Below are 22,373 nucleotides of genomic sequence, written 5' to 3'. Positions count from 1 at the left end.
CGTCACTTTGTGAATGGAGACACATTTTGGCTCATTCAGAGCCCAGCCTCCGGACTGGATCCCTATAATGGCCGCGCCTCACTTGACCCTACTGAGGCATAACATCTTGATGCTACGGAATATTACAATGAAAAACATCAACAAAACCCTGCTCGCCGCTGCCATTTCCTTAGGAGTGCTGGCAGGCTGTAACAGCCAAAACGACTCAGAGGCCCCGGATACCATGGTTCGCTTCGCCACTTTCAACCTCTCCTTCGATCGCACCGCGGCCGGCATGCTGAGCGCCGAGCTGGCGCTGGACCGCGCCGCCCAGGATGCCCTGCTCGCTCGCTACCAGAGCGGCGATGGCAGCCTGAGTCAGGCCGAGACTACCCGCGCCAAGAACGTGCAGCAGATCCGCAATATCGCCGAGATCATCCAGCGTACCCGCCCGGACGTCTTCCTGCTCAACGAGTTCGACAACGACGGCAAGGGGGAGAGCAGCGCCGATCTGCAGGCGTTCAATGCGAACTACCTCGCCCATCCGCAACACGCCGAGGTGCAGGCCATCAGCTACCCGGTGATGCAGAACTTTGCCACCAACACCGGCCTGATGAGCGGCCAGGATCTCAACCTGGACGGCAAGGTCAGCAGCGGGCCGGACGACGCCTGGGGCTTTGGCAACTACCACGGCCAGTACGCCTTCGCCGTGATGTCGAAATATCCCATCGACACCAAGCAGATCCGCACCTTCCAGCACTTCAAATGGAAGGACATGCCGGGCGAAGTCAACCCCGTCATCGACGACTGCAACAACGCCAAGGCGCCGATCCCGGCCAGTCGCCAGTGTGGTGAGCCCTGGTATGACGCAGCCGCCTGGGAGCAGTTCCCCCTCTCTTCCAAGAACCACGCGGACGTGCCGGTGCGGGTCAAGACCGCCAAGGGGGAGCAGGTGATCCACTTCCTCATCTCCCACCCGACCCCGCCCATCTTCGGCAACGCGGCGCGCCACAACGTCAAGCACAACCGGGCCGAAGTGGCCTTCTGGCAGGACTATGTGGAGACCGCCAGCTACATGGTGGATGACGCGGGCAAGGCAGGCGGCCTGCCCGCCGGTGCCAGGTTCGTCATCGCCGGGGATCTCAACGCCGATCCCCAACTCGGTGACGGGGATCTGAGCGCCATCCAGGATCTGCACAACCATGTACTGGTCAATCAGGCGGTCACCAACGGCGCCCTGATCCCGGTGAGCCAGGGGGGCCCCGAGTGCCTCGCCAGCCAGCCGGATCAGTGCAAGCGCAACAACAACAGAACCACGCCGGAGCGCATCACCAGCAGCAGCGGCCTGCAGCTCGATCACCTGATCCCCTCCGCCAACCTCAATGCGGTGGCCTCAGGCGTGTTCTGGCCCGCCAGCTTCGAGCCCGGCTACCACCTGGTGTATGACGCCAAGCTCGGCATCGCCAAGGGGGTCAGCTCGGATCACCGTCTGGTGTGGGTGGATTTCGAACTGGACAACTGATGTTCGCAAGCATGCAATAAAAAGCGGGGCCACGATGGCCCCGCTTTTTTGTCTCTGGCGCTACACCAGCTTGTCGACCCGGGCGGGCAGCCCCTGGCGGGCCGAGGAGCCGATGGCCCAGTCCACCAGAGGGTAGCGACCGTGACGGCTGGGATCCAGCACCGCCAAGTCGTTCAGGTTGACCCCGGCCCCACGCAAGGGGCTGGCCGCCACCTCCTTGTCATCGACCCAGTGCGCCCTTGCCCCCAGCTCCTTGTGACCGAAGCCGTGTTCGATGGCGATGGCATCCGCCTGCACCCCGGCCACGCACTCGGCCAGCCCAATCACGCTGCCATCCGGGGTGCTGACCCGCACCCTGTCCCCGCTCTCGATGCCGAGGCGCGCCGCCGTCTGCTCGTTGAGTCGCACCCGGTTGCTGGGATGTACCTGGCGCAGGCGATCCGAACCAATGCTCATGGAGCTCATGGTGTGAGACTTGTAACTGGTGAGCAGCAGGGGCCACTGAGTCGGCTTGAACGCCTCATTGAGCGACGTGCCATCCGCCAGCTGGGGACGGAAGAAGCGCGGGGTGCCGCTCAAGAACTGGCCACTCTGGCTGTGGCGACGGCTGCCCACCTCGGGGTTCCAGAGCATCAGGGGCTTGGGCCAGCGCTTGCTCGGCTGACCCGATGCATCCCGCCCCTTGGCGACGGGTTCGAAGCGCCCGCCCCGGGCGAAGAGATAGGCGGCGCGGCCCGCCTCTTCCTGGCTCAGGGTGGCGTTCAGCACCGGCAGGATCCGCTCCACCCCGGACCAGGCGAGATCTTCGGGGCCTATGGCGGGCACCGGCTGGCCGAGGTAGGCCACGTTCGCCGCGCCATAGAGGGAGAAGTCCGCCGCCCGGTTCAGGCCGTGCAACTTGCCATCCGCCCCCTTGACCGCCCTCTCGCCAAAGCCCGGCAGCGCCAGACGCTTGGCCACCGCGATCAGGAAGGACTCCATGCAGACCGGATCCCCCTCGGCGGTCTTGGCGACGCGCGGTTCCACCACGGGCCAGCGCCCGGTGGAGACCTTGGTCATGACACCGTGCCAGGCGGTGGCCCAGCCCCAGGACTCGTAGGTGAGGGTGTCCGGCACTATGTAGTCCGACAGTGCCGAGGATTCGTTGATGAAGCTGTCGATGCTGACGAAGAGCGGCAGCACCTTGGGATCCTTGAGCTCTTCCCCGATGGCCTTGGCAAGCCCGGCCTGACCGTAGAGGGGGTTGCCCATGTGGTTGATCCAGGCCTTGAGCCGATAGGGATAGCCGTTCACCGCCGCGGTCAGGTGCTCGCCGAGCAGGGGCCCCGAGATGGGGAACCAGGGCTCCCGGGCCGGATAGGGGTTCTGCCCCGCCTCCCGCTTGCGGCGATATTCAGAAGTTTTCTCGTAGGGGAACTTGGAGCGGGAAAGAAAGACCCCTGCGGGTTTCACCATGCCCGGGAAGCTCGCCAGGTCGTAGCGCGGCCCGGCGCCGAAGGGATCGAACTTGCCGCCGCTCGCCACGGCGCCGCCCCGGGCGTTGAGGTTTCCTATCATGGCGTTGAGCATCATGATGGCCCAGGCCGAGTAGAAGCCGTTGGCGCTCATGGTGCCGCCGTGGGAGACCACGGCCGCCCGGGTACCGTGGCTGGTGAACTCCCGCGCCAGCTCGACGATGTCGTTCACCGGCACGGCGCACTCGGCGCTGTATTGCTCGAGGCTATATTCACGGCACGATTCGGCCAGCAGCTGGAAGCTGCTCTTGACCACCAGCTCACCGCTTGGCGCCAGTATGCGGCGATCCACCCAGAGGCTGGCCCGCTCGCACTGGCCCGCAGGCAGCAGGGCACCGCTGCCCCCATCGATCACCAGCACGGCGTCCCCCTCCCCATAGGCTTCCCCCTCAAAGGGCAAGCCGAGATCGCTTGAGCGCAGCATCTGGCCGAAGCGGGGGTGGGATTCATCGCTGATAACCAGATGGCTGGCGTTGCAAAAGCCGCGATAACCGGCCCGCTCGGCGGCCTCGACGTTGGGGGCCGCCAGGAACGCCTCGGCGTAGCGCTGGTTGTCGATGATCCAGCGCAGCATGGCCATCGCCAGGGCCGAGTCGGTGGCGGGCCTGATGGGCAACCAGCGGTTGGCGGGGGCGGACGGCATGTTGACCGTATTGGGCAGGCTCGGCGCCACCACCACGTAGGAGAAGGGCTTGTCCGCCCGCGCCCGGTTCGCCGCCAGCTGGCGGGACTGGCGCTTGAAGGGGTTGCCGGACTGCTGGGGCGAGGTGCCCATGAACAGCAGGAAGTCGCTCTCGTCCCAATCCGGCTTGAGGTGGGCGTTCTTCTCCAGATCGTCCAGCAGGGCGCCGGCGCCAACCCGGAACGACAGGCCGCAGTAGGCGCCGTGGTTCGCGAAGTTGCGGGTGCCGAAACTGTTGAAGGTGAAGCGCTTGATGAAGTGATCCCGCCCCTCGTCCGAGGCATTGCTCACCAGCAGCTGGTTCGCCCTGGGGCCGTATTCCGGGTTCAAGGGATCCAGCGACGCGTCGAGGTGGCGGATGGCCCTCAGCCCCTCCACCTTCCCCTCGCCGAACAGATCGCCCCCCTCCACCACCTCGGTCACCAGCTGCTCGAAGGGGATGCTCTGCCAGCGACCGCTGCCACGGGGCCCCACCCGCTTGAGGCAGCGGGTAACCCGGTGCGGGCTGTCGAGTTGTTCGAGCATGGCATTACCCCGGGCACAGGCGGTGGAGCGTCCCTCCAGCCCCCCTTCCTGATAGCCGCTTGTGCCAAGCAGCCCCTGTTTGATGGGCGTCTGGAAATCGATGTGATGGCGGGCGGAGAGCGGGTGATAGGGGTTGCCGACGATGCGCACTATCTTGTCGCTCTCGTTGTCGATGCGAGCCCGCACCCCGCACAGGGTCCAGCAGCCCAGGCACATGGTGTTGGCGAGGCGCTGGTCCGGGTTGGGGTGCAGCTCCCCTCGCTCATCGACCCTGAACTCCACCGGGAGGGAGTTGCCGTGGATGGGATCCCGGGTCGGCTTGCCCGCACTGCCGGTGCTCACCCCCTTTGCCACCTGCTCTATGGTCTCGCTGTATCCGGCCACGAAGAGCCCTGTGCCCCCGGCGATGGCGGCGCCCTTGAGAAACTTGCGTTTGCTGTGATCCATCTAGTGTGCCTCGCGTGCGGATGGAGAAGTGGTGTCAGTGGTGGGCGAAAGAGAGGGGTGGACCAGCTCGGAGAGGGCCACCAGCAGGGCCAGCAACAGGCCGAAGGTGCCGAGGATCCCGAGCATCCCCTGCGGGCCCCAGTCGATGTGGTAGAGATAGACCCCGGCTCCGTATTTGGGGGCGAGCTGCCCCTGGATGAGCACCAGCCAGCGCAGCCCCCAGACCAGGTGCAAGACAAGCAGGGCCAGCCCCCACAGCCGCCAGGGTTGCGCTCGGTGAGAGCCCCTTCCCACCAGCATCAGGGCGCCGAGCAGCACCAGGGTCAGCAGCAGCCAGCGGGCCGCCAGGCGCCAGCTGGGGTCGAGCTGATAGAGGGCTTGAGCTTCCGCCGCCGACGCGCCGCCAAACAGGGCCCAACCCAGCAGGGAGAGGGCGAGCAGGGCCAGGGTCCAGCGGCTTTGGCGCAGCAGCGTTGCCTCGGTCTGCCCGCGCCAGCCCGCCAGCAACCGGTTGAGCAGCAGCAGGGCCCCCTGGGCTCCCAGCAGGGCGCTGATGATCAGCAGCCAGGGCAGCCAGGGGGTGTGCCAGAGCGGGCGCGCCGCGACTGCCATGGTTTCAAGGCCGGTGTAGAGCGCGATGCTGAGGCCGCTCAGGGCTGCCAGCAGGGAGAGTGGCCTGAGCCAACGATCCCCTGACCAGGTGCCCAGGCAGAGCTGCCGGGCGAGACGGGCGATGGCGTCATCCCCCAGACTCCGCCCCGCCAGCGCCGGTCTTAGCAGCAGCCAGCCCAGCACCATGCTGAGCAGGCTGAACAGGGGCAGCAGATAGGCGCCGTACCACATGATGGAGCTGAAGCGGGTCTGGGCGTAGAAATGCCAGGCCCGTGCCGGCTGGTGCAGATCGGCGGTCAGGGCGATGGGAGCCACCAGCCCCGCCCCCATCATCAGCACGGCGGCCAGGGTCTGCAGCCGGGCATCCGGTGCCTTGCGCCACCGCTCAAACGCCCCCAGCCAGAGAGCCCCGTAGGCGAGGCCAATCAAGAAGAAATATTGCACCGCCCAGGGCAGCCAGGTGATGGGCTGATCCGGGGCCAGCAGTTCGTTAATGGTCATGGGCTATCTCCTTGCCATCGTCGGTCAGCAGGGTACGCAGGGCCGGGTTGCCGTCGACCTTGCTGACGAAGGCCTCGTCCATGCCGAGGTAGAAGACCCGCGGCTGGGTATGGGCCTCGGGTTTGAGCACCTTGAGGGCGGATTCATGCTCGCGCAGCAAACGGCTGATCTGGCTGCCCGGATCGTTCAAGTCCCCGATGATGCGCGCCTCGCCGACGCAACTCTCCACGCAGGCGGGCAACAGACCCGCCTCCAGCCGGTGGGCGCAGAAGGTGCACTTGTCGGCGGCGTGGGTCTCATGGTTGATGAAGCGGGCGTCGTAGGGGCAGGCCTGCACGCAGTAGCCGCAGGCGACGCACCAGTCGTTGTTGACCACGACGATGCCGTCGGCTCGCTGGAAGGTGGCCCCGGTGGGACAGACATCGAGACAGGCGGGCTCGGCGCAGTGATTGCAGAGCCTTGGCAACATGAACAGAGAGGCGGGGGACTCCAGGGCTGCCACGTCGCTCACCTCGTACTGGCTGACCGTGGTGCGAAACTGGCCGAGGGGGGGCTGGTTCTCCATGGTGCAGGCCACGGTGCAGGCCTGGCAGCCGACACAGCGGCGCAAATCGATCAACATGCCGTAACGCTTGCCGGGATCGCCGCGACCGATGGCCGGTCGGGCGCTCTGGGCATGAACCTGGGTAACGGGGATCAGGGCCGCACCGGCTGTGATGGCGGCGATGCCGGATAACAATCGGCGCTTGCTGGGCTCCATGGACGCTTCCTTCTGCTGGCTTGCCAAACGAGGCAAGCATGGGGATGAGGCCATTGTCCCCGGCAGAAAAATCCGTCTCTATTGTGGTTTTCCACATAGCGAGGTCCCCCTTGATCCAGCGCAAGAAAAGCGGCTGGCCTCTGGCAGAACTGTGACGGGCCCCCCATTGCGCGCCCGGCAAGACGGTTGAGCGGCCCCAGGCGATACTCGCGATGATAGACTGCCGCCCATGCCTGACTCCCCGATCTCCCTTATCCCCCGCGGCCAGAAGCGCATCCTGATGGGTCTGCTTTGGCTGATGGCCATGCTGGCCCTGACAACACAGGCCCTGGCAGCCACCGCACCTGCCACGCCAACTCAGGCCGCCGAGCCGGTGCGGATCGGGGTGCTGGCGACCCGGGGTGAGGAACACTCGCGCCGGCAGTGGCAACCGCTGCTGGACTGGCTCGCTCAATCCATACCGGGCCGACGGTTCGAACTCGCCCCCCTCGCTCTCACCCCCCTGGCAGAGGCCATCGCCGACGAGCGGCTCGATTTTGTCATCACCAACCCGGGCCAGCTGGTCAGCCTGTCGCGCCAGTATCCGCTGGCCTGGCTCGCCACGCTGAAGAGCCCCCACGGCGGAGACAACCTGGTCATCGGCGCCGCCCTGGTGGTGCGCTCCGACGCCCCCTACCGCTACTGGCGGGATCTCAAGGGCGAGAAGGTGGCGGCCGTATCAAAAGAGGCCTTCGGTGGTTATCTCGCCTACCGTTTCGAGGCCCATCAGCAGGGTGTGCGGATAGATGAGTTCTTCTCAGAGATAAATTTCACCGGATTCCCGCTGGACAGCTTGATCACCCAATTGCAGCGCGAGGCCGTGGCCGCCGCCATCGTGCCGGTCTGCCAGCTCGAGCGCATGGTGCGGGAGGGCCGCATCGATGGGCAGGATTTTCGGGTACTGGACAACAAGGCCCCTGCGGACTTTGGCTGCCAAAGCTCGACCCGGCTCTATCCCAACTGGTCCATGGCGAGCACGGCGCGGGCCGCCCCCGAGCTCGCGCTGGCGGTCACCCGCGCCCTGTTCGCCCTGCCTGCACAGAGCGAGGCCGCCCGCGCCGCCGACTCCGCGGGCTGGACTGTGCCCGCCAGCCCGCTCGCCATCGATCGCTTGCTCAGGGATCTGGATCGCCACCCCCTGCAGACCCCCTGGTGGCAGGGAGCCTGGCACTGGCTGCGCCAGCATCAGCAGTGGGGCTGGGGGGCCCTGCTCATGCTGCTGCTGCTCGGCGGCCACCACCTGCTGCTGCAACACCTGTTCAACCGCAGCCAGCGCCGCTTGAACCGTGCCCGCCAGCGGCTCGACGAGCAGGGCCGCCAGCTCGATGACAAGGTGCACCAGCTCGAGCAGGCGCGCCGCCTGGCCCAGCTCGGTGAACTCGGCGCCACCATGGCCCACGAGATCAATCAGCCCCTGACCGCCATCGCCAGCTACAGCCAGGGCGCCCTGCTGCGCCTCGCCAGACAGGAGCAGGAGCACGCTCTGACCCTCCCCCTGACCCAGGCCCTTGAGCAGATTGGCCAGCAGACCCAGCGCATCAGCCAGACCATAGGACGGCTGAGATCCCGCTGGCAGAAGCAGCCCCACCAGCCCGCCCCCACGGATCTGCAGGTCCTGGTGGAACAGTTACGCCCCCTGCTGGAGCAGCTGCTGGCCCCCCTCGGGGTCGCCCTCTCCCTGAGCTGGCAGGGAGAGCCCAGATTGCTGCAGCTGGATGCAACCGGCATGGAGCAGTTGCTGGTGAACCTGGTCAAGAACGGCGCCGAGAGCGCGGCGCAAGCCCGCCCCGAGTTGACAGGAGAGGCCCCCGGGGTTGCGTTGCTTGTCGCCTTCGAGGGGGAACGACTGCGCCTCGAGGTGCGGGACAACGGCCCCGGCCTCGCCACGCCCGAAGAGCAGTGGCAACAGCCGTTTTACAGCAGCAAGGCCGATGGCATGGGGCTTGGCCTCGCCATCTGCCGGGATGTGGTCGAATGCCATCGCGGTCGGCTCACCTTGAGCAACCTGAGCCCCCGTGGCTGCCTCGCCCAGGTATTGCTGCCCGCCCCCATGACCGTGCCCCCACCCCGCACAAGGAACTGATATGCCATCCCCATCCCGCCTCCCCCTCTACCTGGTCGATGACGATCAGGGGGTGCTCGACGCCCTGCGCTTTATGCTGGAGGGCTGCGACTTCGCGCCGATCTGCTTTGACGATGGTGCGCGCTTCCTTGCCGAGGTGGACGTGCGCCAACCCGCCTGCCTCATCCTGGATTGCCGCATGCCTGGGCTCTCCGGCCCCGAGGTGCAGCAGCGGCTCAACGCGGCCCAGAGCCCCATCGCCATCCTGTTTCTCACCGGCCACGGGGATGTGCCCCTGGCGGTGGCGTCCCTCAAGCAGGGGGCGGTCGACTTCCTGCAAAAACCGGTGCAGCTCGCCCCCCTGCTGGCGGCCATCGAGCACGCCTGGCAGGCCAGCGAGGTGGCGGCGAGACGCCTTGCCCACCTCTGCGCCTACCAGCGCCTCACCCCTCGCGAACACCAGCTGCTGCAACTCATCGCCAGGGGTCAGAAGAACCAGCAGATAGCGAGCGAGCTCTGCATCTCGGTACGGACCGTGGAGGTGTGCCGCGCCAGCCTGATGAAGCGGCTGGAGGTGGATTCCATGGCCGAGCTGATGCGGCTCTACGCGGATGTCAGCTGACCCGGAGCGGCGAAAAACTGACCGGGCAGTCAATAAGCGGACACAAAGCGCGATAAGATCACACACTTCCCCTCCCGATGGGGGTAGAGTGCCTCTCTGCCTTATATCAGGGCCCAGGCCCTGCGCCTTTTCGTCATCGAGGAGTCATTATGGAACTGCTTCTTCTGAGCAATGGTAAAGCCACCGAATTCCCGGGCCTGCTCGGCTGGGCCCGCGAGCGGGTGCAAAACGTGCTCGCCCGCAAACAGGTCAAGCGCATCCTGCTCATCCCCTATGCGGTGATCCGCAGCGACTGGGATGCCCGCGCCAATGAGCTCACCGAGAGCCTGGGGGTGGAAGCCATCAGCATTCACCACTTCGACGATCCCGTGGATGCCATCCAGCAGGCCGACGCCATCTTCATCAGCGGTGGCAACACCTGGCGTCTGAACCAGAAACTGCACGAGTACGGTCTGGTGGTGCCCATCCAGCGCGCGGTGCGCGAGCGCGGCGTGCCCTATGTGGGCTGGAGCGCCGGTTGCAACGTGGCGACCCCGAGCATCCGCACCACCAACGACATGCCGGTGTGCAACGCCGCCGTGCTGCCGGCCCTCGGCCTCTTCCCCCAGCAGATCAACCCCCACTATCTGGATGCCAGCATCAGCGGCCACATGGGGGAGACCCGGGACGAGCGCCTCGCCGAGTTCTGTGCCATCAACCCGAGCGAGCACGTGGTGGCCCTGCGCGAAGCCAGCCTGCTGCAGATTAGCGGTGAGACCAGCGGCGACACCATCGAGTACTGGAGCGCCCGCGGTGAGGGCTTCAAGATCTTCAAACACGGGGAGACCCCCCAGGAGTTCATGGACGCCACTCCCCTGGCCACACTGACCCCCTTCACCCCCAAGGTGTGACCCGGCGGTCAACTCGCCCGGCACGCCCCGGTGAATCACCCATAAAAAGAGGGGTGGCCAAGGCCATCCCTCTTTTTTTACTGTTCCCTGCAAAGCAAGGCTGGGCAAAGCCTGGCCCCTTATTCCAGGATCATCTCCTGCTTTTCGGCCCCGGGCTTGGGCGCCTTGAGCAGCAGCACCAGCGGAATGGCACACAGGGTCACCCACATCATCAGCCGGAAGTCCTGCAGATAGGCGAGCAGGCTGGCCTGACGGGTCACGACCCCGTTCATCTCCACCAGTCCCTTGACCGTATCCAGCTTGGCGATCTCCCCGCTCTGATGCAGCGCCATGTTGAACGGGTTGATGTAGGAGGCGAATACCTCGTGGTTCATCTGGGTGCGCTGGGCCAGATAGGCGATGACCACGGAGATGCCGATACTGCTGCCGATGTTGCGCACCAGGCTGAACAGCGCCGTTCCCTCATTGCGGAAACGGGGAGACAGGGTGGCGAAGGTGACGGTGGAGAGCGGCACGAAGATGAAGCCGAGCCCCAGCCCCTGCACTATGCCGGTTCGCACTATGTCCCAGCTGCTGGTGTCGGTGTTGAACAGGGTCATCTCCCACATGGAGAAGCTGGTGAGGAGCAGCCCAAGCAGGATGAGATAACGCACATCCACCCGGCCGGAGAGACGGCCCACCAGCATCATGGCGAACATGGTACCAACCCCCCGCGGGGCGAGCAGATAACCCACGTCGATGACCGGATAGCCCATCAACCCCTGCATGAAGGGGGGCAGCAGCGTCATGGTCGCCAGCAGAATGATGCCGACGATGAAGATGAACACCAGCCCGACGCTGAAGTTGCGATCCCGGAACAGGGCCGGCTCTATGTAGGGATGCTTGTGGGTGAAGATGTGCACCACGAACAGATAGAACGCCATCACCGTCATGATGGTCTCGATGACTATCTCGGGGCTCGCAAACCAGTTCTGGGATTCCCCCCGGTCAAGGGCCATCTGCAACGCCCCGATGCCGATGCTGAGCAGGGCAAAGCCCAGCAGATCGAAACGGCGGCTCGCATCTATCTTGGTCTCCTCGATGAAGGCGGCGAGACCGAACCAGGCCAGCAGGCCAAACGGCAGGTTGATGTAGAACACCCAGCGCCAGTTGTAATACTCGGTGAGCCAGCCCCCGAGCGACGGCCCCAGAATGGGACCGACCATGACACCGATCCCCCAGAGCGCCATGGCGGAGCCATGTTTCTCCGGCGGATAGGTATCGAGCAGGACCGCCTGGGAGAGGGGCACCAGACTGGCGCCGAAGATCCCCTGCAACAGGCGGAACAGCACGATCTGATCCAGGCTCTGGGCCGCCCCGCACAGCATGGAGGCGACGGTGAAACCCGCCACCGACCACATGAACAGCTTCTTGCGCCCTATCCGCGCCGAGATGAAACCGGTGAGCGGCATGAAGATGGCCGCCGCGACTATGTAGGAGGTCAGCACCCAGGATATCTGATCCTGGGTTGCCCCCATGGCCCCCTGCATATGGGGCAGGGCTACGTTGGCGATGGTGGTGTCCAGCGCCTGCATGATGGTGGCCAACATCACCGAGAGGGTGATGAAGCCACGTCGGGAGCTCTGATCGTCCCCCTGATGGCTTTGCGTCGTCATATCAACCTCAGAATGACCAGCCCAGCAGGCTGCGTTTGTGGCCGGTGTCTATCTTGGTGATGGCGCTCAGACCCGCGCGCAGGGTGGGCTGATCCGCCGCCCCGTCCAGCTTGATGCGCACCGCCACCCGCTGGGCAATCTTGACCCAGTTGCCGGTCGCATTCTGGGCCGGGATCACCGAGAACTCGGACCCCGTGGCCGGGCTCAGGCTCTCCACCACCCCGTGCCAACGGGCATCCGGATAGGTATCCAGGCTGATCTCCACCTCCTGACCCGGTTGCACATGGGTCAGCTCGGTCTCGGTGAAGTTCGCTTCAACCCAGGGAGTGTCTGTCTCCACCAGCATCATGACGGTCATGCCGACGATGCTGTACTGACCCGGCTTGGGCAGCTGGCTGGCGATGCCGTTGGCGGGGGCATAGATCTTGGTGCGAGAGAGATCCAGCTTGGCCTTGGCAAGCTCGGCGGCGGCTTCCTGATAGGCGGGTTGCTGTTCAACCGGCAGGTTGACGTCCCCGTTCAGGGAGGCCTCTATCTTCTTGAGCCCCTCTTCCAGTGCCACCTGTTGCTGGGCGGTCTGGATGGTGAGCTGGCGGGCATCGTCATAATTGGCGGTGGAGGTGAAGTGCTTGGCCACCAGATCCGCCTGACGGTGCTCCTCTTTCAGGGCATAGGCATGACGGGTGCTGGCCACGCTTATCTCCGCCTGCTGACCACGATAGCTGGTCTGCAGCGCCACCAGATCGGTGCGCACCTTGGCCAATTCCGCCTCGGCCTTGGTCACGGCCACCTGGAAGGTCTCGGGATCCAGCTCGAACATCAGCTGGCCGGCCTTCACCTGTTCGTTCTCATTCACATACACCTTGGAGACCCGCCCCAGCACCTCGGTACTGATGGGCACCTTGTCGGCCTTCACATAGGCGTTGTCGGTCTCCACGTAGCGGCCACCCATCATGTAGACGGCGCCGACGCCGAGCAGGGCCAGAGCCGGCACCACCACCAGCAGAAGCAGGCGGGTCCGGCGACGATTGGGGGTTGCCGTAAGTTGGGGTGAAGTATCGTCAGTCATATGAAAACTCCGCATAAATGCTGTGAAAATAGAAATCAGGAGTGGGAAAACGCGTCACGCAGGGTCTTGAGGGAGTCGCACAACTGCTGAGTCCGTGCCTCCCCCAACTCGTTGACGGTCATTTGCATCACAGTGTCGGACGCCTGCCTGATCATGGTCAGGTAGGGCTCCGCCTGCGGGGTCAAATAGAGTTGATGGGCCCGCCTGTCGTTGGGGTCGCTGCGTCGCTCCACCAGGCCGTTCTCGGCCATCTGATCGAGCTGGCGCGCCAGCGTGATGGGCTGGATATCCAGCCGATCGGCGAGATCCACCTGGCGGATCCCTTCACTGCGAGCGATGTGAACCAGGGCCCGAGCCTGTGCTAGGGTCACGCAACTCCCCTCCAGCTGAAGCTGGAACTGGCGGCGCATCAGGCGCTGCACATCGGCGATCAGAAAGCCCAGGGTGTCCTGTTGTTTGCTCATAATAATCAATCCATATAGTAAGCTTTGCTTATTATATACAAGAGGTGGATATATGCAAGCTGGCCTCGACGACCCTTTATGGTCATGCTAGGGAATCAGTCCCACCGACAGGAGAAGAGCCATGAGCATCAGGATGGAACGTGACAGCCTCGGGGAGATAGCCGTCCCGGCGGACAGGCTGTGGGGAGCCCAGACCCAGCGTTCCCTGCACCACTTCAACATCTCCGGGGAGCGCCAACCCATCGAGATCATTCATGCCCTCGCCCGCATCAAGTCCGCCTGCGCCCGGGTCAACCACGATCTTGGCCTGCTGCCAGCCCGCAAGGCCCAGGCCATCATGGCGGCGGCGGACGAAGTGCTCGCGGGCCTGCACGGCGGGGAATTCCCCCTGATGGTGTGGCAGACCGGCTCCGGCACCCAGACCAACATGAACCTCAACGAGGTGCTGGCGAACCGCGCCAGCGAACTGCTCGGGGGTGCCAGGGGCGAAGATCGCCTGGTGCACCCCAATGACGAGGTGAACAAGAGCCAGTCCAGCAACGACGTCTTCCCGAGCGCCATGAACCTGGCTGCCGTCACCGCCATCACGGGCCAACTGCTGCCCGCCCTCCTCACCCTGAAAGAGACCCTGGCCGACAAGGCGAGCGCCTTCGACGACATCGTCAAGATAGGCCGCACCCACCTGCAGGATGCGACCCCCCTCACCCTGGGTCAGGAGATCTCCGGCTGGGTCGCCCAGCTGGAGCAGGGGGAGCACCACCTGCGCGCCGCCCTGCCCCATCTGTCTGAGCTGGCCCTCGGCGGCACCGCGGTGGGCACCGGCCTCAACTGCCCGCCCGGCTTCGCCGAAGGGGTCGCCGCCGCCCTCGCCACCCAGACCGGCCTGCCCCTGGTCAGCGCCCCCAACAAGTTCGAGGCGCTGGCGGCGAGCGATGCCCTGGTCCATGGCCACGGCGCCCTCAAGACCCTGGCGGCCAGTTTGATGAAGATCGCCAACGACGTGCGCTGGCTGGCGAGCGGTCCCCGCAGCGGGCTCGGGGAGATCCTCATCCCCGAGAACGAACCCGGTTCCTCCATCATGCCGGGCAAGGTCAACCCGACCCAGAGCGAGGCCCTCACCATGCTCTGCGCCCAGGTGATGGGCAACGACGTGGCCATCAACATCGGCGGGGCCAGCGGCAACTTCGAGCTGAACGTGTTCAGGCCCATGATGGCCCACAACTTCCTGCAGAGCGTGCGGCTGCTGGCGGATGGCATGAAGAGCTTCACCGAACACTGCGCCGTCGGCATCCGTCCAAACCGGGATCGCATCGACGAGCTGCTGGCCCGCTCCCTGATGCTGGTGACGGCGCTGAACCCCCACATCGGCTATGACAAGGCCGCCGAGATCGCCAAACGGGCGCACCATGAGGGCTTGAGTCTGCGGGAGGCGGCCATCGCATCGGGTCATCTCACCGCCCAGCAGTTCGATGCCTGGGTGGTGCCCGGCCAGATGGTGGGTCGCAGCAAATAGCGCTGTGAATCGATGAAATAGAGAAAAAGGGCGCCTAGGCGCCCTTTTGCATTGCAGATCGGTTATCAGGTCTTGCTCTGGCAGTTGAACATCCAGTGGGTACCGAACTTGTCCACCAGGGAGCCGAAATAGTCGCCCCAGAACATCTCCTGCAGCGCCATCTCCACCTTGCCCCCCGCCCCCAGAGCCGCGAACAGCCGATCCGTTTCGCCCCGGCTGTCAGGCTCCAGGTTGAGGTAGCTGTTGTTGCCCTGCACCAGGGTGAAGCCCATGCTGGCGGGGGCATCAGTCCCCATCAGCACGTGACCGCCGAGGATGGCGAGCTCCACGTGCATCACCAGTTCCCCGTCCGCCTCGGACAAGGCGGGCTGGCCCGGGCAGCCGGGGGAGTCCTTGAATCTGTGGATGGGGCCGTTGAAGTCACCGCCAAACACCTCGCGATAGAACAGAAACGCCGCTTCCGTCTCCCGCGGGAAGTTGAGATAGGTACTGACACGCGCCATGGTTTTCTCCTTGTCATCGATTGGCTGGCCCACGGGCCAGCTATCAGCATAGAAGAGCCCCATCCCCTGCACGCCCCCCCAGTGAGGGGGCGACACCCAGACCTTAACCCGCCTCCACTTCCCCGGCCGGCAGCGCCGCTCCTCGGCCCTTGCCGATGGCGAGAATGGCCACCAGCGAGATGCCGACGGTCACCAGCATGTAGAGGGCGACGGGCTGCCAATCTCCCTGATAGCGGCTCAACAGCCAGGTGGCGATGAGGGGCGCCGTGCCACCGGCCAGGGCGGCGCCCAGCTGATAACCCAAGGTGATGCCGGTGTAGCGTACCCGGGTGCTGAAGATCTCGGAGGAGAGGGTCCCCAGCACGGCGGTGATGGGCGCCCAGAGCACGCCAAAGCCGATGACGGTCGCGAGGGTGATGCCCCAGCCGGTGCGGGTGTCCAGCAGCATGAAGTAGGGGGCGATGAAGAGCGCCAGCGCCAGGATGCCGCCGATATAGACCGCCTTGCGCCCCACCTTGTCGGACAGGGCTCCCATCAGGGGGATCATGCAGGTCGCCACCAGGGCCCCCAGCATGACCGCATGGAGCGCCACCCCCTTCTCATAGGCCAGGGAGTTGACCGCATAGCTCACCACGAAGGTGGAGAAGATGTAGAAGGGAGCCGTCTCCACCACCTTGAGACCGGCGGCGATCAGCACCTCCCGCCAGTGGTGACGCAGGGTCTCCAGCAGCGGTACCTTGGCCACGTTGCCGCTGGCCTTGGCCTGCTTGAACTCGGGGGTCTCGTCCAGTCCGTGCCGGATCCACAGACCCACGAACACCAGGCCCGCGCTCAGCAGGAAGGGCACTCGCCAGCCCCAGGAGAGGAACTGATCCTCCGGCAGCATGGCCATCAGGCTCACCGCCAGGGTCGCCAGCAGCATGCCGATGGTCACCCCCACCTGGGGCACGCTGCCAAACAGCCCCTTGCGCTTGGGCGGGGCATACTCATAAGCCAGCAGCAGGGCACCGCCCCATTCACCGCCGATCCCCATGCCCTGCACCACCCGCAGGGAGATGAGCAGTATGGGGGCCCAGACACCGATCTGCTCATAGGTGGGCAGACAGCCGATCAGCACGGTGGCGCCCCCCATCAGGGAGAGGGTGAGTACCAGCGTCTTCTTGCGGCCGATGCGATCGCCGATGTGGGCGAACAGCACGCCGCCAATGGGACGGATGAAGAAGGTCAGGGAGAAGGAGAGATAGGAGAGCATCAAGCCGACCACGGGGTCGAAGTTCGGGAAGAACAGCTTGTTGAACACCAGGGCCGCGGCCGTGCCGTAGAGGAAGTAGTCGAACCATTCGATGGAGCTGCCGGTCAAACTGGCGATCAGCGCCCGTTTTCGGGTCGCAGCCGTCTGTGGCTGCACCAGGGGTGTAGTCATCATTGTCTTCGTTCCTTGAAGTTTGTTGTCAGCGAGTCCCGGTGCACCACATCCATGAACCGGTTGCACCCAGGCTGCACATCTTAGCCAGCGGCAAAAAAAAGATGCAACCGAGATCCATCTCTCGGTTGCACCATTAACAATATTCACAATATAAGTTGTTAATAGTCTGTTTCAACAGATTAACATGCTAACAAGACAGGATTTTCCACCAGCAGGGTCGTCTAAAGGCGTCACTCAAACGAAACCTTGTAGCATAACCATTAAAAAATCTTGCTTGAAGGTTGCACCTGGTTGCACCATCATCGTCAAAATTTAACCGTCCGGTAATATTGTTACCTTCTAGACACAGGAAGTCCCATGGCCACCACCACCCTTGGCGTTAAACTCGACGAAGCGACCCGCGACCGACTCAAGCAGGCCGCCCAGACCCTGGACCGCACCCCCCACTGGCTGATCAAGCAGGCGATCTTCACCTACCTGGAGCAGCTGGATCGCGGCCTGACTCCGCCCGAGCAGTCCGGGCTGGCCGCCGCCGCAGGGGACGAGCCGGTGGAAGCGCTGACCGAGCAGGGGATCCAGGTCTTCCTCGAGTTTGCCGAGAGCATCCTGCCGCAATCCGTGCTGCGCGCCGCCATTACCTCCGCCTATCGCCGCCCCGAGACCGAGGCCGTGCCCATGCTGCTGGAGCAGGCTCGTCTGCCCAAAGAGAAGGCCGAGGCGACCCAGAAGCTCGCCATGAGCATCGCCGAGAAGCTGCGCAACCAGAAGAGTGCCAGCGGCCGTCAGGGTCTGGTACAAGGCCTGTTGCAGGAGTTCTCCCTCTCCTCCCAGGAAGGGGTGGCCCTGATGTGTCTGGCGGAGGCGCTGCTGCGCATTCCGGACAAGGCGACCCGTGACGCCCTCATTCGCGACAAGATAAGCGGTGGCAACTGGAGCCAGCATCTGGGCAACAGCACCTCCCTGTTCGTCAATGCCGCCTCCTGGGGCCTGCTCATCACCGGCAAGCTGGTGGCCACCCATAACGAGGCCGGCCTCAACACCTCCCTCAAGGGCCTGATCGGCAAGGGCGGCGAACCGCTCATCCGCAAGGGGGTCGATATGGCCATGCGGCTGATGGGGGAGCAGTTCGTCACCGGCGAGACCATAGCCCAGGCACTGGCCAACGCCGGCACCATGGAGACCAAGGGCTTCCGCTACTCCTACGACATGCTGGGGGAAGCGGCCCTGACCGAGGAGGACGCCAAGCGTTATCTGGCTTCCTACGAGCAGGCCATCCATGCCATTGGCAAGGCCTCCCACGGCCGCGGCATCTACGAGGGCCCGGGCATCTCCATCAAGCTCTCCGCCCTTCACCCGCGCTACAGTCGTGCCCAGTACGACCGAGTGATGGAAGAGCTCTACCCCACCCTGCTCTCCCTGACCCAGCTCGCCAAGCAGTACGACATCGGCATCAACATCGACGCCGAGGAGGCCGATCGGCTGGAGATTTCGCTGGATCTGCTGGAGAAGCTCTGCTTCGATCCTTCCCTTGCCGACTGGAACGGTATCGGTTTCGTCATTCAGGCCTATCAGAAGCGCTGCCCCTATGTGATCGACTACGTCATCGATCTCGCCAAGCGCAGCCGTCATCGCCTGATGATCCGCCTGGTGAAGGGTGCCTACTGGGACAGCGAGATCAAGCTGGCTCAGGTCAACGGTCTGGAAGGCTATCCGGTCTATACCCGCAAGCCCTATACCGATGTCTCCTATCTGGCCTGCGCCCGCAAGCTGCTGGCGGTGCCGGAGTCCATCTATCCCCAGTTCGCCACCCACAACGCCCACTCCCTGTCGGCCATCTATCAGCTCGCCGGGAAAAACTACTACCCTGGCCAGTACGAGTTCCAGTGCCTGCACGGCATGGGTGAGCCGCTCTATGAGCAGGTGGTCGGCAAGGTTGCCGACGGCAAGCTGGGCCGCCCCTGCCGCATCTATGCACCGGTCGGCAGCCACGAGACCCTGCTCGCCTACCTGGTGCGCCGTCTGCTGGAAAACGGGGCCAACACCTCCTTCGTCAACCGCATCGCGGACAACAACATCTCCCTGGCGGATCTGGTGCAGGATCCGGTGCAGCAGATCGAACAGATGGCCGCCCGCGAAGGCGCCCTCGGCCTGCCGCACCCGCGCATCCCCCTGCCCCGCGAACTCTATGGCGAGGCGCGCCCGAACTCCGAAGGGCTGGATCTGGCGAACGAACATCGCCTGGGCTCTCTCTCTGCCGCCCTGCTCGCCAGCACCAACACCCGCTATCAAGCCCTCCCCATGCTGGGTTGCGAGACCCAGGCGACGGGCGAGTTCCAGCCCGTGATCAACCCGGCGGACCACAGAGACATCGTCGGTCAGGTGAGCGAGGCCAACGGCGAGCTGGTGGACAGTGCGCTCTCCTGCGCGCTCGCCAGCGGCCAGATCTGGCAATCCACCCCGCCTGCCGAACGGGCCGCCGTGCTGGAGCGCGCCGCCGATCTGATGGAATCCGAACTGCAACCCCTGATGGGCCTGCTGGTGCGGGAATCCGGCAAGACCTTCAGCAACGCCATCGCCGAGGTGCGCGAGGCGGTAGACTTCCTGCGCTACTACGCCGCCCAGGCCCGCAACCACTTCGCCAACGACAGCCACAGGCCGCTCGGCCCCGTGGTCTGCATCAGCCCCTGGAACTTCCCGCTCGCCATCTTCAGCGGCCAGGTGTGTGCGGCGCTCGCCGCCGGCAATACGGTGCTGGCCAAGCCCGCCGAGCAGACCCCCCTCATCGCCGCCCAGGCGGTACGCATCCTGCTGGAAGCCGGGGTGCCCGCCGGTGCGGTGCAACTGCTGCCGGGCCGCGGTGAAACCGTGGGTGCGGCGCTGATTGCCGACGAGCGGGTACGCGGCGTCATGTTCACCGGCTCCACCGAGGTGGCGGGCATCATCTCCCGCAACCTGGCCGGTCGCCTCGACGCCCAGGGTCGCACCATCCCCCTCATCGCCGAGACCGGTGGCCAGAATGCCATGATCGTCGACTCCTCCGCCCTCACCGAGCAGGTGGTGATGGATGTCATCTCCTCGGCATTCGACAGCGCCGGTCAGCGCTGCTCCGCCCTGCGAGTGCTGTGCGTGCAGGACGACGTGGCGGATCGGGTGATCCGCATGCTCAAGGGTGCCATGGCCGAGTACAAGGTCGGCAACCCCGAGCACCTCGCCACCGATATCGGCCCGGTGATCGACGCCGAGGCCAAGGCCAACATCGAGCGACACATCAAGACCATGACCGACAAGGGTCGCAAGGTGCACCAGATCGCCCGTGCGCAAGGCGCCGATTACAGCCGCGGCACTTTCGTGCTGCCGACCCTGATCGAACTCGACAGCCTGGATGAGCTCGGCCGCGAAGTGTTCGGCCCCGTGCTGCACCTGGTACGCTACCCACGGGCCAAGCTCGGTGAGCTGCTCAGCCAAATCAACGGCAGCGGCTACGGCCTGACCCTGGGTGTGCACACCCGCATCGACGAGACCATCGCCCAGGTGGTGAACACCGCCCGGGTCGGCAACCTCTACGTGAACCGCAACATCGTCGGCGCCGTGGTCGGGGTACAACCCTTCGGTGGCGAAGGCCTCTCCGGCACCGGTCCCAAGGCGGGCGGCCCGCTCTACATGTACCGCCTGCTGGCCACTCGTCCGGACGATGCGGTGGCCAACCAGCTGCGTCAGGAGGCCGGCGGCGCCCCGCAGGCCGAGTCGCTCAAGCCCGCCCTGCAGGCCCTGCGCAACTGGGCAGCCAAGCAGGAGAAGGCCCTGGTGCCCCTGTGCGATCGCTACGGCGAGCTGGCCCAGAGCGGCCGCACCCAGCTACTGGTCGGCCCCACCGGCGAGCGCAACAGCTATAGCCTGCTGCCGCGGGAGCGGGTGCTCTGTCTGGCCGAAGACAAGGCGGATCTGCTGGCCCAGCTGGCGGCCTGTCTGGCGGTCGGGACCGAGGTGCTGTGGCAGGACGTTGCCCTGCACCGCACCCTCCATGGCAGCCTGCCGGCCGAGGTGCGCAGCCGCATCCAGCTGGTGGCGGACTGGGCCAACGGCGACACCGTCTTCGATGCCCTGCTGCACCACGGTGACTCGGATCAGCTGAGCGAGGTGAGCAAGCTCGCCGCCGCTCGTCCCGGCGCCATCGTCGGGGTGCATGGCCTGCATCGTGGCGAGACCGACATCCCGCTGGAGCGCCTGCTCATCGAGCACGCCCTCTCGGTCAACACCGCCGCCGCCGGTGGCAACGCCAGCCTGATGACCATCGGCTAAGCGCTGCACAGCCTGAGAACTCAAGCCCCGCTGACGCGGGGCTTTTTCATATCGACACCACCATCATCAGAGCATAAAAAAGGCCACCCCAATAAGGGCGGCCTTTTTTATGCTTCATCTATCTTCAGGCGAAGAGAAAAATGCTGATGTCACTCTCTGCCCCTTCCCCCCTCGCAGGAGAAGGGTTCGGGATGGGATGAGGGGAATCGTCTAGACGTATTCCATGAACACACGAGACGTCAGCTTGGTGATGAGCTCATAAGGAATGGTGCCTATCTCCTCGGCCACCCGCTCCACCGGCAGGCCCTCACCCCAGAGCACGGCCTCGTCACCGGCCTTGTCGGTGGCGCCCGGACCCAGGTCCACCGTGGTCATGTCCATGGAGACCCGGCCCACCAGGGGCACGATGCGGCCGTTGACCAGCACGGACGTGCCGTTGGGGGCCATGCGCGGGTAGCCGTCCCCGTAACCGATGGCGATCACCCCGAGCCGGGTGTCGCACTCCGACACCCAGTTCGCACCGTAGCCCACCGGCTCACCGGCCTTGTGATCCCGCACCGCAATCAGCTGGGTCTTGAGCGTCATCACGGGTTTGAGGTCATAATCCGCCGCCACTGTCTCCGGGAAGGGCGACACGCCATACAGGATGACACCCGGGCGCACCCAGTCGCAGTGGGAATCGGGCCAGGCCAGGATGCCCGCCGAGTTCGCCATGGCCCGCTCGCCGGCCAAGTTGGCGGTGAGCTGACTGAAGAGATCGATCTGCACGCGGGTGGTGGCCTGCTCCAGCTCATCGGAGCGGCTGAAGTGGGTCATGATGTTGAACGGCTGTACCACGTTCTTGCATTGGCCCAGGCGCTCGATGAAGGCAGGCATCTCGTCTGCCCGCACCCCGAGCCGGTGCATGCCGGTGTCGAGCTTGAGCCAGGCCACCACGGGGGCCGGCAGCTCGGCCTGCTCCAAGGCTTCGAGTTGCTCCCAGGTGTGCACGGCGGTCTGCAGGTTGTTGGCCGCCAGCACCGGCAAATCGGCGGCGCTGAAGAAGCCCTCCAGCAGCACGATGGGCTTGACCACGGCGCAGGAGCGCAGCATCAGCGCCTCCTCGATGCGGGCCACCGCGTAGGCGTCCGCATCCACCAGGGTGCGGGCGACCGGCAGCAGACCGTGACCATAGGCGTTGGCCTTGACCACGGCGATGATCTTGCAGGAGGGGGCGTGGCGCTTGACCACGGCGAGGTTGTGGCGCAGGGCCTGGGTATCGATTTGGGCTATAGCCGCTTTCATCTGTT

Annotated in this window: 15 protein-coding genes; 6 read left to right on the top strand and 9 right to left on the bottom strand. The window is 65.1% G+C overall.

Annotated elements, in window-relative coordinates:
* Nucleotides 1-127: 127 nt before the first annotated feature.
* Nucleotides 128-1,501: an endonuclease/exonuclease/phosphatase family protein gene (locus ABNP46_RS04540; RefSeq protein WP_349921245.1), complete on the top strand. Its 1,374-nt coding sequence runs from the start codon at nt 128-130 to the stop codon at nt 1,499-1,501.
* Between the two features lie 60 nt (nt 1,502-1,561).
* Here the strand turns inward: ABNP46_RS04540 and ABNP46_RS04535 are convergent, their stop codons facing one another.
* The 3 genes from ABNP46_RS04535 to dsrO are packed head-to-tail and all read right to left on the bottom strand — an operon-like array spanning nt 1,562 to nt 6,542.
* Nucleotides 1,562-4,669, bottom strand: coding sequence for a tetrathionate reductase subunit A (locus tag ABNP46_RS04535; RefSeq protein ID WP_349921244.1), 3,108 nt, complete (start codon nt 4,667-4,669; stop codon nt 1,562-1,564).
* Complete coding sequence (gene nrfD, locus ABNP46_RS04530; RefSeq protein WP_349921243.1) at nt 4,670-5,782, bottom strand: NrfD/PsrC family molybdoenzyme membrane anchor subunit; 1,113 nt, start codon at nt 5,780-5,782, stop codon at nt 4,670-4,672.
* The gene (dsrO, locus tag ABNP46_RS04525) at nt 5,772-6,542 is read right to left on the bottom strand and encodes a sulfate reduction electron transfer complex DsrMKJOP subunit DsrO (protein WP_349921242.1); all 771 of its coding nucleotides are present in this window, start codon (nt 6,540-6,542) and stop codon (nt 5,772-5,774) included. Before dsrO ends, nrfD begins: the two co-directional genes overlap by 11 nt.
* Before the next feature lie 229 nt (nt 6,543-6,771).
* On the opposite strand from dsrO, the gene ABNP46_RS04520 reads away from it, so the two are divergent.
* The 3 genes from ABNP46_RS04520 to pepE all read left to right on the top strand — a co-directional run bounded on the left by ABNP46_RS04520 (nt 6,772) and on the right by pepE (nt 10,155).
* Nucleotides 6,772-8,664 (top strand): sensor histidine kinase, encoded by a 1,893-nt coding sequence (locus ABNP46_RS04520; protein WP_349921241.1) that lies wholly within the window; start codon nt 6,772-6,774, stop codon nt 8,662-8,664.
* Nucleotide 8,665: 1 nt separating this feature from the next.
* Nucleotides 8,666-9,265, top strand: coding sequence for a response regulator transcription factor (locus ABNP46_RS04515; RefSeq protein WP_349921240.1), 600 nt, complete (start codon nt 8,666-8,668; stop codon nt 9,263-9,265).
* A gap of 149 nt (nt 9,266-9,414) precedes the next feature.
* Nucleotides 9,415-10,155 carry a dipeptidase PepE gene (gene pepE / locus ABNP46_RS04510; RefSeq protein WP_349921239.1) on the top strand — a complete coding sequence of 247 codons (741 nt, stop codon included), beginning with the start codon at nt 9,415-9,417 and terminating at the stop codon, nt 10,153-10,155.
* Nucleotides 10,156-10,274: 119 nt separating this feature from the next.
* Here the strand turns inward: pepE and ABNP46_RS04505 are convergent, their stop codons facing one another.
* The 3 genes from ABNP46_RS04505 to ABNP46_RS04495 are packed head-to-tail and all read right to left on the bottom strand — an operon-like array spanning nt 10,275 to nt 13,343.
* A complete protein-coding gene (locus ABNP46_RS04505; protein WP_349921238.1) occupies nt 10,275-11,810 on the bottom strand; it encodes a DHA2 family efflux MFS transporter permease subunit in 1,536 nt (511 codons plus the stop codon).
* A gap of 7 nt (nt 11,811-11,817) precedes the next feature.
* Nucleotides 11,818-12,879, bottom strand: a complete 1,062-nt coding sequence (locus ABNP46_RS04500; protein ID WP_349921237.1) for an HlyD family secretion protein — start codon at nt 12,877-12,879, stop codon at nt 11,818-11,820.
* A 35-nt stretch (nt 12,880-12,914) separates the two neighbouring features.
* The gene (locus tag ABNP46_RS04495; protein WP_349921236.1) at nt 12,915-13,343 is read right to left on the bottom strand and encodes a MarR family winged helix-turn-helix transcriptional regulator; all 429 of its coding nucleotides are present in this window, start codon (nt 13,341-13,343) and stop codon (nt 12,915-12,917) included.
* A 121-nt stretch (nt 13,344-13,464) separates the two neighbouring features.
* On the opposite strand from ABNP46_RS04495, the gene fumC reads away from it, so the two are divergent.
* Nucleotides 13,465-14,856 (top strand): class II fumarate hydratase, encoded by a 1,392-nt coding sequence (fumC, locus tag ABNP46_RS04490; protein ID WP_349921234.1) that lies wholly within the window; start codon nt 13,465-13,467, stop codon nt 14,854-14,856.
* Nucleotides 14,857-14,921: 65 nt separating this feature from the next.
* Here fumC and ABNP46_RS04485 read toward each other — a convergent pair whose 3' ends face one another.
* The gene (locus ABNP46_RS04485; protein ID WP_349921233.1) at nt 14,922-15,359 is read right to left on the bottom strand and encodes a VOC family protein; all 438 of its coding nucleotides are present in this window, start codon (nt 15,357-15,359) and stop codon (nt 14,922-14,924) included.
* A gap of 103 nt (nt 15,360-15,462) precedes the next feature.
* On the bottom strand, nt 15,463-16,785 hold the full coding sequence (locus ABNP46_RS04480; protein ID WP_349921232.1) for an MFS transporter: 1,323 nt from the start codon (nt 16,783-16,785) through the stop codon (nt 15,463-15,465).
* A gap of 357 nt (nt 16,786-17,142) precedes the next feature.
* Between ABNP46_RS04480 and putA the strand changes: the two genes are divergently transcribed.
* A complete protein-coding gene (putA, locus tag ABNP46_RS04475) occupies nt 17,143-21,084 on the top strand; it encodes a trifunctional transcriptional regulator/proline dehydrogenase/L-glutamate gamma-semialdehyde dehydrogenase (protein WP_349921231.1) in 3,942 nt (1,313 codons plus the stop codon).
* A 210-nt stretch (nt 21,085-21,294) separates the two neighbouring features.
* Here the strand turns inward: putA and alr are convergent, their stop codons facing one another.
* Nucleotides 21,295-22,368, bottom strand: coding sequence for an alanine racemase (gene alr, locus ABNP46_RS04470; protein WP_349921230.1), 1,074 nt, complete (start codon nt 22,366-22,368; stop codon nt 21,295-21,297).
* Nucleotides 22,369-22,373: the final 5 nt, after the last annotated feature.

Source organism: Aeromonas veronii (genome assembly GCF_040215105.1).
GTDB classification, from domain to species: domain Bacteria; phylum Pseudomonadota; class Gammaproteobacteria; order Enterobacterales; family Aeromonadaceae; genus Aeromonas; species Aeromonas veronii_G.
The sequence above is the reverse complement of the archived record's forward strand: the minus strand, read 5'-3'. Positions and strand labels throughout refer to the sequence as shown.

What these genes read in the sequence shown, in the direction of transcription:
- ABNP46_RS04535 (WP_349921244.1), bottom strand. Translation starts at nt 4,669, where the DNA reads ATGGATCACAGCAAACGCAAGTTTCTCAAGGGCGCCGCCATCGCCGGG.
- ABNP46_RS04495 (WP_349921236.1), bottom strand. Translation starts at nt 13,343, where the DNA reads ATGAGCAAACAACAGGACACCCTGGGCTTTCTGATCGCCGATGTGCAG.
- ABNP46_RS04500 (WP_349921237.1), bottom strand. Translation starts at nt 12,879, where the DNA reads ATGACTGACGATACTTCACCCCAACTTACGGCAACCCCCAATCGTCGC.
- ABNP46_RS04540 (WP_349921245.1), top strand. Translation starts at nt 128, where the DNA reads ATGAAAAACATCAACAAAACCCTGCTCGCCGCTGCCATTTCCTTAGGA.
- ABNP46_RS04515 (WP_349921240.1), top strand. Translation starts at nt 8,666, where the DNA reads ATGCCATCCCCATCCCGCCTCCCCCTCTACCTGGTCGATGACGATCAG.
- pepE (WP_349921239.1), top strand. Translation starts at nt 9,415, where the DNA reads ATGGAACTGCTTCTTCTGAGCAATGGTAAAGCCACCGAATTCCCGGGC.
- dsrO (WP_349921242.1), bottom strand. Translation starts at nt 6,542, where the DNA reads ATGGAGCCCAGCAAGCGCCGATTGTTATCCGGCATCGCCGCCATCACA.
- ABNP46_RS04505 (WP_349921238.1), bottom strand. Translation starts at nt 11,810, where the DNA reads ATGACGACGCAAAGCCATCAGGGGGACGATCAGAGCTCCCGACGTGGC.
- putA (WP_349921231.1), top strand. Translation starts at nt 17,143, where the DNA reads ATGGCCACCACCACCCTTGGCGTTAAACTCGACGAAGCGACCCGCGAC.
- ABNP46_RS04480 (WP_349921232.1), bottom strand. Translation starts at nt 16,785, where the DNA reads ATGATGACTACACCCCTGGTGCAGCCACAGACGGCTGCGACCCGAAAA.
- alr (WP_349921230.1), bottom strand. Translation starts at nt 22,368, where the DNA reads ATGAAAGCGGCTATAGCCCAAATCGATACCCAGGCCCTGCGCCACAAC.
- nrfD (WP_349921243.1), bottom strand. Translation starts at nt 5,782, where the DNA reads ATGACCATTAACGAACTGCTGGCCCCGGATCAGCCCATCACCTGGCTG.
- ABNP46_RS04520 (WP_349921241.1), top strand. Translation starts at nt 6,772, where the DNA reads ATGCCTGACTCCCCGATCTCCCTTATCCCCCGCGGCCAGAAGCGCATC.
- ABNP46_RS04485 (WP_349921233.1), bottom strand. Translation starts at nt 15,359, where the DNA reads ATGGCGCGTGTCAGTACCTATCTCAACTTCCCGCGGGAGACGGAAGCG.
- fumC (WP_349921234.1), top strand. Translation starts at nt 13,465, where the DNA reads ATGAGCATCAGGATGGAACGTGACAGCCTCGGGGAGATAGCCGTCCCG.